The 14,198-nt window shown below is 72.7% G+C and carries 10 protein-coding genes; 1 reads left to right on the forward strand and 9 read right to left on the reverse strand.

The window, feature by feature from the left end; genetic code table 11:
• Positions 1–91 precede the first annotated feature (91 nt).
• The 8 genes from ACFWJB_RS33210 to ACFWJB_RS33245 form a co-directional block, all read right to left on the reverse strand.
• A complete protein-coding gene (locus tag ACFWJB_RS33210; protein WP_386926892.1) occupies positions 92–982 on the reverse strand; it encodes an aromatic prenyltransferase in 891 nt (296 codons plus the stop codon).
• A gap of 89 nt (positions 983–1,071) precedes the next feature.
• Positions 1,072–2,247, reverse strand: a complete 1,176-nt coding sequence (locus tag ACFWJB_RS33215) for a hydroxymethylglutaryl-CoA synthase (protein WP_385467056.1) — start codon at positions 2,245–2,247, stop codon at positions 1,072–1,074.
• Positions 2,248–2,249: 2 nt separating this feature from the next.
• Positions 2,250–3,311 carry a hydroxymethylglutaryl-CoA reductase gene (locus ACFWJB_RS33220; RefSeq protein WP_386926894.1) on the reverse strand — a complete coding sequence of 354 codons (1,062 nt, stop codon included), beginning with the start codon at positions 3,309–3,311 and terminating at the stop codon, positions 2,250–2,252.
• Positions 3,308–4,399, reverse strand: coding sequence for a type 2 isopentenyl-diphosphate Delta-isomerase (fni, locus tag ACFWJB_RS33225; RefSeq protein ID WP_386926896.1), 1,092 nt, complete (start codon positions 4,397–4,399; stop codon positions 3,308–3,310). Before fni ends, ACFWJB_RS33220 begins: the two co-directional genes overlap by 4 nt.
• A complete protein-coding gene (locus ACFWJB_RS33230) occupies positions 4,396–5,505 on the reverse strand; it encodes a phosphomevalonate kinase (RefSeq protein WP_386926898.1) in 1,110 nt (369 codons plus the stop codon). The genes fni and ACFWJB_RS33230 overlap by 4 nt, the downstream gene beginning before the upstream one ends.
• Positions 5,502–6,548 carry a diphosphomevalonate decarboxylase gene (mvaD, locus tag ACFWJB_RS33235; RefSeq protein WP_386926900.1) on the reverse strand — a complete coding sequence of 349 codons (1,047 nt, stop codon included), beginning with the start codon at positions 6,546–6,548 and terminating at the stop codon, positions 5,502–5,504. The genes ACFWJB_RS33230 and mvaD overlap by 4 nt, the downstream gene beginning before the upstream one ends.
• A complete protein-coding gene (gene mvk / locus ACFWJB_RS33240) occupies positions 6,538–7,623 on the reverse strand; it encodes a mevalonate kinase (protein ID WP_386926902.1) in 1,086 nt (361 codons plus the stop codon). Before mvk ends, mvaD begins: the two co-directional genes overlap by 11 nt.
• The gene (locus ACFWJB_RS33245) at positions 7,623–8,711 is read right to left on the reverse strand and encodes a polyprenyl synthetase family protein (protein ID WP_385467074.1); all 1,089 of its coding nucleotides are present in this window, start codon (positions 8,709–8,711) and stop codon (positions 7,623–7,625) included. The genes mvk and ACFWJB_RS33245 overlap by 1 nt, the downstream gene beginning before the upstream one ends.
• Before the next feature lie 476 nt (positions 8,712–9,187).
• Here ACFWJB_RS33245 and ACFWJB_RS33250 point away from each other — a divergent pair, with 476 nt between their 5' ends.
• A complete protein-coding gene (locus ACFWJB_RS33250; RefSeq protein ID WP_386926905.1) occupies positions 9,188–11,983 on the forward strand; it encodes a BREX system ATP-binding domain-containing protein in 2,796 nt (931 codons plus the stop codon).
• A 105-nt stretch (positions 11,984–12,088) separates the two neighbouring features.
• Here the strand turns inward: ACFWJB_RS33250 and ACFWJB_RS33255 are convergent, their stop codons facing one another.
• Entirely contained in the window at positions 12,089–14,125 is a 2,037-nt protein-coding gene (locus ACFWJB_RS33255; RefSeq protein WP_386926907.1) for a LuxR C-terminal-related transcriptional regulator, read from the reverse strand.
• Positions 14,126–14,198 lie beyond the last annotated feature (73 nt).

Raw genomic sequence — 14,198 nt, forward strand, 5'->3', positions numbered from 1 at the left:
GGGCGCCAGGGCGGAGCCCTGGCAACCGACGACAACGCGGCAGATGTGCGTGCCACACCCCGCGACGCCGGCATGATCCAAACGACAGGCCCTAGATGAAGTCCATCACCCCGGGCTTCCACTTGTAGTGGGACTCGAGCTTGTAGTACTCCCCTTCGGGCGCGAGAGCGACGCCGTAGACGAACTTCCGGTCCGCGCCGCTGTGCGGAACGCTGCTCACGAACTTCTCGATCTCCGGGGCGACGCGCACCGGCAGGGTCTGCAGGTCCGTGGTGGTCACGGCGTAGCAGATCCGCTCGATCCGCGCGGAGTCCCAGCTCAGCGTCACGTACAGCCCGAAGGCCGACGTGCCGAGTTCGAGCATCTGCTCGCTCGGCTCGACGAACCCGGATTCGCGGAGCATCGCGCGAATCGTCCCCGGTTCGAAGCACTCCGCGGGCACGTCGTTGAAGTACACGTTCACGGTGCGGTGCGGGTAGTCGATGCCGACGACTCCGACCCGGTCGTCCAGGCCGTGGCGGGTGAGGAAGTCCCGGTTCGCGGCCAGGCTCCGCGGCATGGACGGGATGCCGATGAGTGCCTGCACGTCCTGCAGGGCGTCCGGGGTGAGGAACGAGTAGATCTTCTTGAAGCCGCCCACGACTCCGAAGTCGATCCCGTGACTGTCGACGGGCAGCCGCTCCTGCAGGGCGGAGTGCAGCGCGCCGACGGGGTGGTCGGTTCTCGGCGTGAGGCCGTTCGACAGGGCGAGGGCGTAGGGATCGCGGTGTGTGGGATGGGTCGTGAAGCGGCAGTCGAGTTCGCCGATGTGGCGTTTGCCGGTCGCGACCCGGAAGGCGACGACGGTGGCGTCGTGGTCGAACGTCTCCGCGTACGCGGAGAGGACGGGCGCGACCGTGTCGTGCGAGCAGGCTACGCCCAGCAGCCGGGCGGAGTCCTCGACGACCGCTCGCAGTTCTGCCGCCCCGGCGGTTTCGGACATGTCTCCTCCAGTTGCCCCCCGGCGGGGGAGAGCTGATTGCGGCACGCGCACGCCCGTCGGCGTACGCGTTCGGCTCCTCGTGACACCCCCTAGCGGGGCTCGTAGACGCGCTTGTGACCGGAGAGCGCGGCCAGCCGGTAGGGCCCGGCCGTCTCCGCCGGCACCGGGTGGTCGCCGCCGTCGACCGGGAGGGAGTACTCGTGCAGCTCCCGGTACTTGGCGTAGTCGATGGGCCGGCGCCGGCTGATCGCGTCGCGGTGCGATGCCGTCCGCAGCCGCGCCCGGTAGCCGGGCACGACGGTGCCGCCGAAGAACTCGGCCACGCTTCCGGACCCGTAGCTCAGGAACCCGATGCTCTGCCCGGTCAGGTCGTCGGCCTGGTCGAGCAGGGCGGCCAGCCCGAGGTACGTCGACGCGGTGTAGCTGTTGCCGATGTCGGCGTTGTAGGCCGTGGTGAGTCCGATGGCGCGGGCGATGCGCTCCTCGTCGACCTCGTACCCGCAGTTCTCCAGCAGGTGCCGGTGCGCCTTGTACGCCATCCTCGTGAACGGCTGGTGGTAGCAGAAGGCCCTGAACTCGTCGAGCGCGCGGCCGCCCTGCTCGGCGTAGTCCTTCCACGCCCCCGCCACCGCCTGGAGGTACGCGAAGACCGACTCCTGCCCGTCGACCAGCGCGGTGGCCCGGTAGTTGGGCCGCCAGAAGTCCATGACGTCGGCGGTGAACAGACCGGACGGCTCCTCGATGCGCAGCAGCGCGGGATCGGCGCCGACCAGCATGGCCACCGCGGCAGCGCCCTGGGTGGCCTCGCCCGGGCTGTCCAGGTCGTACTTGGAGACGTCGGAGGCGATCACCAGGACCTGCTGGGAGGGGTCACGGTGGACGAGGCCCAGGGCGAACTGGAGGGCCGCCGTCCCGCCGTAGCAGGCCTGTTTGAGCTCGACCACCCGGGTGGCCGAGGGCATCCCCAGCAGGGAGTGGACGTGGATGCCGGCCGCCTTGGCCTGGTCGACGGCGGACTCGGTCGCGAGGACGACCGTCCGGATCCGGTCGGCCCCGTGCCGTTCGACGACGGGCGCGGCAGCGGCGGCGGCCATCGTCACGATGTCCTCGTCGGCGGCCGGCACGCTCATGCCCCGCTGGCCGATGCCCGCGTGGTACTTGCCGACGTCCGTGCCGTTGTGGGCGGCCAGGGTGGCGTGCGTCAGGACGAACCGGGTCGTCGCGAAGGAGAGGTCGTCGAGTCCGACGGCGAGGTCCGCGGGCATCGTCAGCCTCCGACCTTGGTCGTGGCGCTCTCGCGCTCCAACTTGACGTGCGCACGCATCAGTTCGCCCGGGTTCGTCTGCGCCGCCAGCAGGGAGAGCTCGCCGCACAGCACCGTGGCGGCCGTGATCACCGCGAGCCGGCGCGCGTTCTCGCCGGGTTCGCGCTCCTCCCGGCAGCCGAGACGGGTCAGGTTCTCCTCGACGAAGTCGAGCCCCTTTCCGTTGCCGACCGTGCCCACGATCAGGTTCGGCAGCGTGCAGGAGAAGTACAGGTCGCCGTCCCGGTCCTCGGCCACGGTCACACCCTGCGAGCCCTCGACGATGTTGGCCGCGTCCTGGCCGGTCGCCAGGTACATCCCGAGCAGCATGTTGGCGTAGTGCGCGTTGGCGGAGCGGATGCCGCCGGCGAGCAGCGTGCCGATCATGTTCTTGCGCAGGTTCAGCCGGGCTATGTCGGCGGCCGACGTGTGCAGCACGTCGCGGACGATGTCGCGCGGCACCAGCAGCTCGGTGACCACGTTCTTGCCCCGGCCCAGGATGCCGTTGACCGCGGTCGCCTTCTTGTCGGTGCAGTAGTTGCCCGAGATCGAGCCGTACGCGATCCCCGGAATGGACTTCAGCAGGTGCGCCAGCAGGGCGTCGGCGGCCAGTGTCGCCATGTTGTGGCCGGAGGCGTCGCCCGTCGTGAACTCGAACCGCAGGAAGAGCAGGTTGGCCGTGATCTCGTGCCGGAACCCGATCAGTTCGGTGAACCGTCCGCAGCCGCGCACGATGTCGCGCAGCTCGTCGAACCGTGCGTCGACCTCCAGCGCCGCCAGGTGCGCGGTCTGCGCGTCCTCGGCGGTGACGAGCACCGAGCGCGTCATCCGCTCGTCGACGAGCGTGGCGACGATGCCCCGCTCGACCAGCATGGAGACCTTCGCGCCCCGGCCGACGGAGGGCCACAGGGGCGACTCGTACGTGGCGAGGGGGACCTTCGTCTCGGTCGTCGCCACGTTCCCGGAGATCCTCAGCGGCCCTACCCATTTCATCGGTACACCGGCGATCGCCTGGGTGTCGTTCATCGAATGCCTCCCACCGTCTCGTGAGTGATGTCGTAGGTGCTGGAGCGTGTGGCCGGCCGGCCGGTGTCGATTCCCCGGTCGGCGCAGAAGGCGCGCAGGTCGCCGTGGAGCAGTACGTCGCACCGGGTCAGGTCGGAAGGGGTCCGCGCGCCGAGCGCGGTCATCAGGGCCGCGAGATGGTCGAGCCAGGTGGTGATCCGGGCGACCAGCGCGGACACACCTCCGTCGAGAACGGTCCGGAGGAAGCCCCCGGACACCCCGGCGGCGGACGCGCCGAGCGCCAGTGCGCGCGCCACGTCGAGCGGGTGACGCACTCCGCCGGAGGCCAGCAGCGGGATCCCGGCACCCTGGGCGTCCAGCAGACAGGCGGGAGCGGACTGCCCCCAGCCCGCCAGGTAGCCGTAGTCGGCGTCCCGGCGCCGGTCGTTCTCGATCCGAGCGAAGTCGGTGCCGCCGCGGCCGGCCACATCGGCCACGCTCACGCCCAACTCCCGCAGCAGGTCGATGGTTTGGCGGCTCAGCCCGAAACCGACCTCCTTCACGATCACCGGGACGTCCACCGCGCCCACGATCTCCTCGATCCGCGGTGCCCAGCCGGAGAACGACCGGTCGCCCTCCGGCATGACCGTCTCCTGGACGACGTTGAGGTGGATCTGCAGGGCGTCCGCCCGCAGCAGACCGACGGCCCGCCGCGCCTGCTCCGCCGAGGCGTTCGCGTTGATGTTCGCCATGACGAACCCGTCGGGGTTCTCGCGGCGCATCACACCGAAGGTGTCGGCCACGGACGCGTCGGCGAAGTACGCGCTCATGGAACCGGTGGCGATGGGGACACCGGTCTCGCGGGCGGCGATCGCCAGGTCCCGGTTGATGGCACCGGTCCGCTCGCTGCCGCCGGTCATCGCGTTGATGTAGAGCGGAGCCCGCCACTCGATGCCGCCGAACCGGGTGGTCAGCGAGACGTCGGACCGGTCGATGCCGGCCAGGGCGTGGTGGACGAACGACACCTCGTCGAACTGGTTGTGTCCGCCCGGCCGGCGTTGCTGCTCGGCGGCGTACCGCACATGGTCGTCCTTGCGCTCGGCGATCACTGCGTGCTCTCCTTCGTCGACGTGATGGCGATCGGTACGGGGAGCAGCCCCGCGGCGGTCCACTTCTCCCGCAGCAGCGAGATCTCCGCCCCGGCCGTGGCGTCCAGCAGCGCGATGCCGCAGTCGCCTCCACCGGCGCCGGAGGGTTTCGCCGCGCCTCCCACGGCCTCGGCGGCGTCGCACAGCGCCGTCAGCCCGGTGGTGAAGATGCCGAGGCCGGTCTCGTCGTCCAGACCGGCCAGCAGCCGGCGGGCGTCACGGACCTGCCGCAGCAACGCGCGGTCGTCTCCCTGCTCGAGGGCGCGGACCGCGGTGCCCACGCAGCCGTCGCTGCGGGCCAGGAAACGCCGCTGCGACGTGCTGCCCCGCCATCCGTGCCGGCCGAGGCGCCCGGTCAGCGAGGCGGTACGGACCGGCCGGCCGGTCCAGGCCACCTCCAGGGCCAGTCCCCGGGACGGTGGCAGCGGCCGTACCTCGAAACCGGGCCACGGCGCCCGGAGCGTCTCCTCGACGCCCCGGCGCCGCGCCAGGTCGAGCACGGCGGAACGGTCGGGCGCGCGGTACTCGATCCAGCCGCCCCAGACTCCGGCGGCGAGGTCGCCGCCGGAGGCACCGGCCTCGAGCCGCGCCGTCGCCAGCATCGCGAGCCGGAACCGCGTACCGGGTGACAGGTCCAGGCCGCAGTACGCGGCCACGGCGTCCACGGTGGCGACCGTGACCGCGCCGCTCGACCCGAGGCCGAGCTTGGTCCCGTCGTGGTGCAGGCGACTGCCGACCGAGACGTGGACCGGGGGCAGGGCCGCCCCCCGTTCGGCCAGCAGTGCGCCGACCACGTCGATCGCCGACAGCACATGGGCGAGTCCGCCGGGTGCCGGCGTCCCGTCCTCCGCGGCGAGCCCTCCGGCCTGCCGCCGCAGCCGCACCTCGGCGGGCCGGAGGTCGGACGCGATCACCACGTCGGCACCCTCGGCCGCCGACACGGTCACGGTCACGTGCCGGTCGACCGCGACCAGGATCGCCGGGTGGCCCGGCTCCATGACCGCGTACTCGCCGGCGACGAACAGCTTGCCCGGCGCCCGGCGGCTCACCGCCGGCCCCACGGTCACCGCCCGGCCCCCGCCCGCAGGCGGGCACCCGGCCCGCGCCGGGCCGTGACCACCGAGCACCCCGGCGCGGCGGCGAGCAGCGCCTCGCCCACCCGGGCGGTGTCGGCGGGGTGGCAGAGCACCTTGACGTTCGGTCCGGCGTCCATGGTCGCGTAGGCCGGCGTCCCCTCCCGCCGCAGTCGCAGGACGCCGTCGAGGACGGCCAGCGTGGCCGGCGACAGATAGCGCACCGCGGGCCGGGCGGCCAGCATGGTCGCGTGCATGCCGAGGGCGTTGCGCTCGGCGATCTCTCCCACCGCGTCGAGATCGCCCCGCGCCAGGGCCGCCCGCATGCCGGCCAGGTCGTCCTTGCCCGACGTCGCCCAGGCCTCGTACAGGGGCGACGTCTCGACGGTGTGCCGCATGGCCGCACGGCTCGACACGGCCTTGGGGCCCGAGTCGACCAGCGCGATCACCAACGCGGGGTCGAAGTCCGAGGGCACCGGCTCGGCGTGGGCGCTGAGGTCCGCCGCCGCGCCGGCGCCCCGGCCGGCGTGGCACAGTGCGAAGCCGCCGAAGATCGACCGGGAGGCCGAGGCGGACCCGCGCCGGGCGAGCCGGGACAGCGCGGTGTCGTCGAGGTCGAGGCCGTACGCGGCGGTGGCGGCGACGGCCAGGGCCGCGAACCCGCTCGCCGACGAGGCCAGCCCCGCCCCGGTGGGCACGGCGTTGCGGGTGTCGACGACGGCCGGCTCGTCCCGCCCGGCCAACTCCCGCACCAGGTCCAGGAAGGCGATGACTCGCCGCCGGGGCTCGTCCGCCGCGGGCGCGCCGCCGAGTGTGACGACGTCGCCGCGCGCCCCGGGAGCGAGCCGGACGGTGGTGGTGGTCGGGAAGACGTCCAGCGTCATCGACAGGCTGTCGACCCGGGGGATGACGAGTCGCTCGTCGCGTTTGCCCCAGTACTTGATCAGCGCGATGTTCGGATGGGCGACGGCGGTCGGGGCGCGGTCCGGCAGTCCGTGCCGCGGCCCGGCCGTCTCCCGCACGTGGTCAGCCGGCATGACGGGCGAACCTCCCCACCGGTACGACCCAGGTGCGGACGGCACCCGTGTCCCGCAGGCTCCGTACGACGTCCTCGGCGTGGGCCGGATCTCCGGCCAGCGCGATCATGCAGCCCCCCAGCCCGCCGCCACTGATCTTGGCGCCCAGCCCGCCGGAGGCGAGCGCGGCGCCGACCAGCGCGTCGATCCGGTCCGTGCTGAGCCCCACCTCGTGGAGCAGCTCGTGGTTCTCGGTCATCCGCGCGCCCAGCTCGCCGGGGCGGCCGTCGGCGAGGGCAGCCGCGGCGGCGTCGGTCAGGTCCGAGACCCGCCCGACGAACTTCGTCCGGGTGCCCGCGTCGCGCTCGAATCCGTGTCGCAAGAGCTCCACCGCTTCCCTGGTACTGCCGCTGACACCGCTGTCCGCGATGACGAAGAGTCCGTCGAAACCGCCGATGTGACCGCCGGCCGGCTCGTGCGGGCGCACGGGACCGCCGCCCGCCAGTGCGACGGGCAGTTCCTGGACGATGCCGGAGCGGAAGAGCACCAGCGAGTCCGCTCCGGTGGCGACCGCGTCGATGCCGCTCGCCCTGCCGTGCGCCACGTTCTCCGACGCCTGTACGAGATCGAAGACCGTTCCGGCGTCGAGCCCGCGTCCGAAGAGGTCCGCGAGGGCCAGCACGGCCGCCCGGGCGCACGCGGCGCTGGAGCCGAGCCCGCGGCCCTGCGGGATCGCGCAGTCGACGAGCACCTCGACGCGCAGGCGCCCGGCCAGGCCGGTCCGCCGCTTGAACTCCGCCACCAGACGCCGCAGGCCCTCCGTGGGCGGTGCCACCGGTTCGGATCCCGGTCCCGTCACCGTGAACGAGACCTCGTCCTCACCCTCCCGCGCCCCGTGTCGGCCCGTCGCGCCGGCCGTGACCGCGAGCTGCGGAACCGGCAGGGCCATCGCCGGCGCCCCGTACACCACGGCGTGCTCGCCGAGCAGGATGGCCTTGCCGTGGGCGCGTCCCACTCCGGTCCGCCCTCCCGGCACACCCGGGTCGCGCGCCGGGACGCCCCGGCCGGTGAAGGTGCCCGGATCGGCCGCCGCCATCAGCGGGACCTCTGCGTCGCCTTGACCGCCATCTCGGCGAGCCGGCCCTTCGCGGGCTCCGTGGCCCCGCTCGCGTCCAGCACGGCGAGCGCCCGGTCGGTGCGCAGCGAGATCTGCCGCTCGACGTGGGCCACCGCGCCGACGTCCACGAGGAGGCGCCGCACCGTGGCGAGTTCGTCGTCGGACAGCTCGGTGCCGATCACGGACCGGAGGAACAGCGCCGCGTCCGGATCCTTTTCGTCCGCGCGCCTGAGCGCCGTCGCGAGCAGCACCGTCCGCTTGGCCTCACGGAGGTCGTCGCCCGACGGCTTGCCCGTCACCCCCGGGTCGCCGAACACGCCCAGCAGGTCGTCCCGCAGCTGGAACGCGACCCCGATGTCGGCGCCGAACGCCCGGTAGGCCGCCACCAGTTCCGGACGCGCGTCGGCGATCGCGGCACCGAACTGCAGCGGGCGTTCCACCGTGTACGAGGCCGTCTTGTACTGGTCGACGCGCAGCGCCGACCCGACGTCCTCGGCGCAGCTCGCCTGGTTGACCAGGTCGAGCAGCTGACCGTAGAGGACCTCCGAGCGCACCGCGGACCACACCGGCCCGATCCGGGTCTGCGCGTCCACCGGCAGCCCGGACGCGCGGATCACGGCGTCGGCCCAGGTCTGGGCGAGGTCCCCGACCAGCAGGGCGGTGCCGGTGCCGAACGCTTCCGGATCGCCGGAGAAGCGCCGCGTCCGGTGGTGTCCGGCGAAGGCGACATGGGCGGCGGGACGGCCGCGGCGGGTGCGGGACGCGTCGATGATGTCGTCGTGGATCAGGGCCGCGGCGTGCAGCAGTTCCAGTCCGGCGCAGGCCCTCACCACCGCCGCCGCGTCCGGGCCGTCCGGGTCGCCGCCGGCGCCGATCCAGCCCAGCCAGGCGAAGACCGGCCGCACGCGCTTGCCGCCGCTCAGCACGAAGCTCTCCAGCTCGGCGACCATCGCCACGACGTCCCGGCCGAGCGCCTCGGCCTCGGTCCGGCGCTCGGCGAGGAACTCACCGAGCGCGGCGTCGACGGCGAACGCGTCCGTGACTGCCTCGAGATGGCTCACGGTCATGCGCTCAACTCCCGATCGAGGCGGCGATCAAGCTCACAGGCATGCATCTGCTACTCCCAGGAATTCGCTGAGATCACGTCGCTCGGAACACGGTTCACCGATCTCTTCGGAACGCGCACTCGCCGCCGTACCTCCACACCGGAAGGCGGTCGATGAAATACGGCGAGCTTCTCCGAAAAGCGACGCCGATTCCCGGAGAAGCGAATCCACTGCCTTGCGTCGCTCATCTCGGAATCGGCACGGCCCGATATTAGCCACGGCGTGATGCCGTGCCCACTACTCGCACGAGTAGTGCCGACCACTCGCTCGAACAAGGGACTTGGGGGGTGACCGGCCGTAGATTACCCGCCGTATTACCTGTGCGGCCGTGGTTGCCAGGGGCGTTCGACCCGTTGAAACAGGCCGTCGAACACCGCGTGCGCCCGCGAGGCCGCAGCAGGCGTTGGAAGATCGTCCGGAGCAACGCGGGGGTAATCGTGAAGGCTTTGATCGGGCGCGAACACGTGCTGTCCGTGGTGAACGGTCACATGGACGCCGTCTCGCGGGGCTCCGGCGGCTGCCTCGTCGTCGAGGGACCGTTCGGGACGGGAAAGACGCATCTGCTGCGGGCCGCGACCCTCGAGGCGTCGGCACGCGGCTTCACGGTGGTCGCCGGGCAGGCGGGCGGGACGGACCAGCCGACCCCCATCCACCTGCTCATCAACGTGCTGCGGCACCTGATGCCCGGCGCGGCCGACTTCGACGCCCTGGCACGCCCGGACAGCAATCCGTTCTGGCTGACGGACCGGGTCGGCGAACTGGTCGAGAGCGCGGCACGCCGGCGGCCGCTCGTGTTCGTCCTGGACGAGGCCCAGCGGATCGACGACATCAGCGGTCTGGCCCTGCGCGGCCTGGTCCAGTCGCTGGCCTCGTCACCGGTGCTGTGGCTGCTCGCCCGTCGGCCGGTGCCGGCCACGTCGCTCGCCCAGCACGCCCTCGGCTGGCTGATCGACCAACTCGCGCTGCGGCTGCCCCTGGAAGCGCTGGACGACGAGGCGGCTTCCGCGCTGTGCACCGATGTCCTGGGAGCCGAACCGGATGCGTCGGTGCTGCGATGGGTGCACCGCTGCGGGGGCAACCCCTGGATGCTGGAGAACCTGCTCGGCGCCTTCCGCCGGGCGGGGCAGGTGGTGGTCGTCGACGGCACGGCCTCGGTGGTGGCCGAGCGGCTGCCCGAGGGCGTTCTCACGGCCGTCGAGCGCCTGCTGGACGGGATGTCTCCCGCGGTGCGGCGCCTGCTCGTGTCCGGCAGCGGGATCGGCCGTGTGTTCACGGCCGGGGACGTGGCGGACGCGCTCGGCGAGTCGGCGACGGAGCTGTCCGCGTCCGTCGAGGAGGCCGTGTGCGCGGGCCTGCTGCGCAGGGACGGCGGCGATCTGGCGTTCGAGCACGAGGTGATCGAGGAAGCGCTGCCGCTGCTTCCGCCGGCGTGGGAGCAGGAGCCCACCGGGGCCAGGCCGCCCGCCGCGGCGGCGGTCGGCGCACGGCCCGCCGGCGAGGCGGATCCGGCGGCGCCGCCTCGGGAGCCCGCCGGCGAACACCGCCGCCCGGCCGGCGCGGCGGACGCTCCCGTCCGGCAGCCGGGCCCGGCGGCACCGGCCCTCACGCCCGACGTCCCGGCGGCACCGGCACCGCAGCCACCCGGGTGCGACTGCGAGGATCTGGCGGCCCGGGCCATGGCGTCCCTGGGCGACGTGTTCGACGAGGTGCCGCGGACACTGGCCGGTGCTCTGCGTCTGCTCGCCGGAGCGGGACGGTGCACCGAGGCCGTCCGCCTCGCGCGAGTCGCGCTGCGTCCCGGGGTGGAGGCGGCGGCCGAGGCGCAGTTGGTGCTCGGGCTGGAACAGGGACTGCGGGACGCCGGCCGCCCCGGTCTGTCGGCCGGGCTGCTGCGGCGGACGCTGACGCGGCAGGACATCGGCGAGCCGGAGCGTGCCGCGTTGAACGAGGCGCTCGCCGGTGCCGCCCGGCACCCGGGTGGCACGCCCGAGACCGCCCCGGGGGCCGACCCCGGCCACGGCGTGCGGGTCACGTCCGGCGGGTTCCGCGCCGGGGCACCCCGGCCGGCGCCGGCAACGGGGCACTGCGGCGCGTGCGAGCGTCCGCTGTGGACATGGCTGATCCGGGCCCTCGCCGCGGCCGACCTGTTCGACGGAGCGGCGGCCGTCTGCGAGGCCGTGCGGCGTGAGGCGGAGCGCTACGGCGACGTCTGGCCGGAGACCCTCTGGTACGGCCATCACGCCGAACTCCTCGCGGCGGCGGGCCGGCTCGAGGAGGCTCGGGGCGAGGCAGAGGCGGCGCTGCGGGCGGCGGACCGGTCGGCACCGCGGGATTCCGTCCCCGCGCGCCTCGTACTGGCCCGGCTCAGCCTGCACCGGGGCGACCTCGCCACCGCCAGCGACCAGCTGCGCATGACCGAGCGGCTGTCGGCCCCGGACGGCGGGGCCGACAGGGCCCGCCTGGACTGGGTGCTCGCGCAGTTCCACGCGGCCGGCGGGCGCCCGGCGATGACGGTCCGGACGCTGATCGACGTCGAGGACCGGGTGGCACCCGACCCCCTGCTCTTCTCCGAGGCCCCGACGGCGGCGGCCACGCTGGTACGGCTGGCCGGGCAGGCGGGGCTCACGGCGGAGGCCGAACGGGCGGCCGCGTTCGCCCGGCACATCGCCGACCGCAACCCGGCGGTGCGATCGCTCGCGGGGGCTGCCGAACACGCCGAGGGAGTCCTGCGCAACGACATGGTGGCGTTGCACCGCGCCGTGGAACTCCACCGGCACGCCGCCCGTCCGCTGGCGGCGGGCAGCGCGCTCGAGGACGCGGCCCTGGTGGAACAGTCGATGGGCGACAAGACCCGCACCGTCCGGCTCCTGGAGTCCGCCGTGGACCTGTATCTGGAGTGCGGGGCGCAGCGGGACACGGTCCGGGTGCAGAAGAAGCTGCGCCGCCTCGGTGTGCACCACGAGCGCGGGCAGGCCGCCGAACGGCCCAAGACGGGCTGGGAGAGCCTCACGAGCGCGGAGTTGCGTGTCGTACGGGCGATCGTGGACGGCATGACCAACCGGGAGGCCGCGAGCAGCCTGTTCCTGTCGCCCCACACCGTCGACAGTCATCTGCGGCGTGTGTTCTCCAAGCTGGACATCAACAGCCGTGTCGAACTGACCAAGCACTTCCTCACCCATGAGGTCGCCGCCTCCGGTGCCGCGGCCTTCGGCCGGCCCGGATCGGCGGGCTGAGGGAACGGCGAGGCCCTCGGCGGGCCGGTCGGGACCTCCCGTCCCCACCCGGCCCGCCGAGGGCCTCGTCCGTGCGCGGGCCGGGCGTCACCCCGGGACGTCAGCTCATCCGGCCGCACCGCCGGCCCGTCCGGAGCCCGGGTTCCCCTCCGTCTCGGTGGAGTAGATCGCCGCTCTGCTCGAGTAGGTGGCGGCTCCGCTCGCCAGTTCGACGCGGGTGTTGATGCCCAGCTTCCGGTAGATCTTGCGGAGGTGGTAGTTCACCGTGTGCGCGGAGAGGTGCACTTCCCGCCCGATCAGACGGTTCGTCATTCCCACGCTCACCAGGTAGGCGATCCGTCGTTCCATGTCGGAGAGGCCCGCCCAGCAGGCGGGGTTCAGCTGGGGGGCGGTGACCTCCTCGGCTCCCACCGGCGACGGCTCGGAGGGGAGTGACGCGATGCCCCGCCTCCCGGCCGGAGCCTTGCACCGGTAGATCTTGGCGAGTTCCTCGGTCGCCAGGGCGACGGCGATCGGGTCCGGCGACCGCGCGATGATGTGCGACAGCCCGGCCGCGTCGCCGTTCGCCACCGCGTTGGCGTGCAGGGCGCCGAGACCGACGACGGAGATCCCGGGGTTGTCCGCGGCCAGGGCGTCCACGGTCTCGAGCACGCTCCGCCGCAGGCCGGTGTCGCCCACGTCGAGCGCGAGGCGGACCAGGAACGGTGCGGCCACCGGGTCCTCGATGTACAGACTCCGCTGCGTGGGAAGGTCCCGGTACTTGCCCGCGAACAGGTCGACGGCCGCCCGAGGGCCGTCCCTCTTCACCGCGATGCGCAGTTCCGTCCAGGCGTACTGGGCGGAGGGGAGCGCGGTCCGGTCCGCCGCCAGCTCGCTCTGCGCCCGGTGCAGGTGCTCCGCCGCCGTGGGCAGGTCCCCGATGTACAGGGCGACCGTGCTGAGCACGGAGTGGGCCAGCGGCCGCAGCACGGGGACGGCATGCTGCCCTGCCGCGGCGATCGCCGACTCCGCCTCCCGGCGGGCGTCACCGAAGCGTCCCGCCTGGAGGAACAGCCGGGCGCGCACGACCGCGGGCGCGGCGTTCCAGATCCGGGTGGGCAGTCCGTGCAGGCCGGCTTCGGCGTCGTCGATCAGCGCCTCCGCCTGCTCGAACTCGCGGAGATCCGTGAGCTTCCCGGCGAGCGCCAGCTGGACGTGCATGCGCCAGACCGGGTCGACGTCGCCGCTGTACCGCACCGCGGTCCGCCCCAGCCGGAGACTTTCCCCCAGCTGCCCGGCACGCCACAGCGCGTCGGACACCGCCGTGGATGCCATCAGGGTGACGAGGTCGCCCTCCTCGACGCCGCGTTGCCGAAGAATTCGCTGTGCGTGTCCCTCGTCCTCCACCACGCCCAGCAGCGTGTGGCCGAGGATGACGGACGCTTCGGCGTCGAGCCTGGCGGCGGACGAGCTTTCGGGATCCGTGAGAATTCGCTCGGCCGCCCGGATTCCGGCCTTCGCCCGCCCGTCCATGATCAGGGAATGGGCGGGGGAGCAGACGTCTTCGATGCTTTTTCCGGCCCCGGCGGAAAGCGCCCCTGGATGCCCGGAAACAGGCACTGGACGCTCGGTGGCGGAGAACGGATTTGCGTAGGCGGTGAAATTCCCTGTGAGATGTTCCGCCGCCTCGCGCTGCAATGCGACGCGGGCTGGAGTGGGAATTGATTCAATAATTCCCTGGAGCAGGAATTCGTTCGGGAATGAGAGCCATAACTCGTCGGCGACGACGATGCCCGAGATGATCGCTTCGTCCAGCGGTGAGAGCAGGCTGGCGGAGGAGCGGTGGAGCATCCGGGAAACGTCCTCCAGCATGAAGGACATGCCCAGCGCGGCAGCGACCTGCAGGAAATGCCGACAACTCGCGCTCAGATCGTCCAGCCGATGCTTCACCAATGCCAGAACGCGAAGTGGAATACGTCGTTCGACCAGCCGTGCGGTGCCCCCGTGTATCTCGAGGAGATCCTCTTCGAGCAGTCCGAGCGTGAACTCGACCAGCATTCGGTGATCCCCGCCGGCACCGGCCGCGAAATCGAGCAGTTCGCGGTCGGGGGCACTCCCCACGATGCGTCGCAGAACCTGCTCGTCGGTGGCGTCCTCGTTCAATGGGCTCAGAATCACCCGGCCGAAATCCGTACGGTTGCGCTTGACTGCCGGTCCGCTGCTCTCGATCGTCGGT

The sequence above is a fragment of the Streptomyces sp. NPDC127100 genome, from assembly GCF_042724095.1.
GTDB lineage: Bacteria > Actinomycetota > Actinomycetes > Streptomycetales > Streptomycetaceae > Streptomyces.

Coding starts and splice junctions, on each gene's coding strand:
- ACFWJB_RS33210 (WP_386926892.1), bottom strand. CDS start 982: ATGTCCGAAACCGCCGGGGCGGCAGAACTGCGAGCGGTCGTCGAGGAC.
- ACFWJB_RS33215 (WP_385467056.1), bottom strand. CDS start 2,247: ATGCCCGCGGACCTCGCCGTCGGACTCGACGACCTCTCCTTCGCGACG.
- ACFWJB_RS33220 (WP_386926894.1), bottom strand. CDS start 3,311: ATGAACGACACCCAGGCGATCGCCGGTGTACCGATGAAATGGGTAGGG.
- mvaD (WP_386926900.1), bottom strand. CDS start 6,548: ATGCCGGCTGACCACGTGCGGGAGACGGCCGGGCCGCGGCACGGACTG.
- mvk (WP_386926902.1), bottom strand. CDS start 7,623: ATGGCGGCGGCCGATCCGGGCACCTTCACCGGCCGGGGCGTCCCGGCG.
- ACFWJB_RS33245 (WP_385467074.1), bottom strand. CDS start 8,711: ATGACCGTGAGCCATCTCGAGGCAGTCACGGACGCGTTCGCCGTCGAC.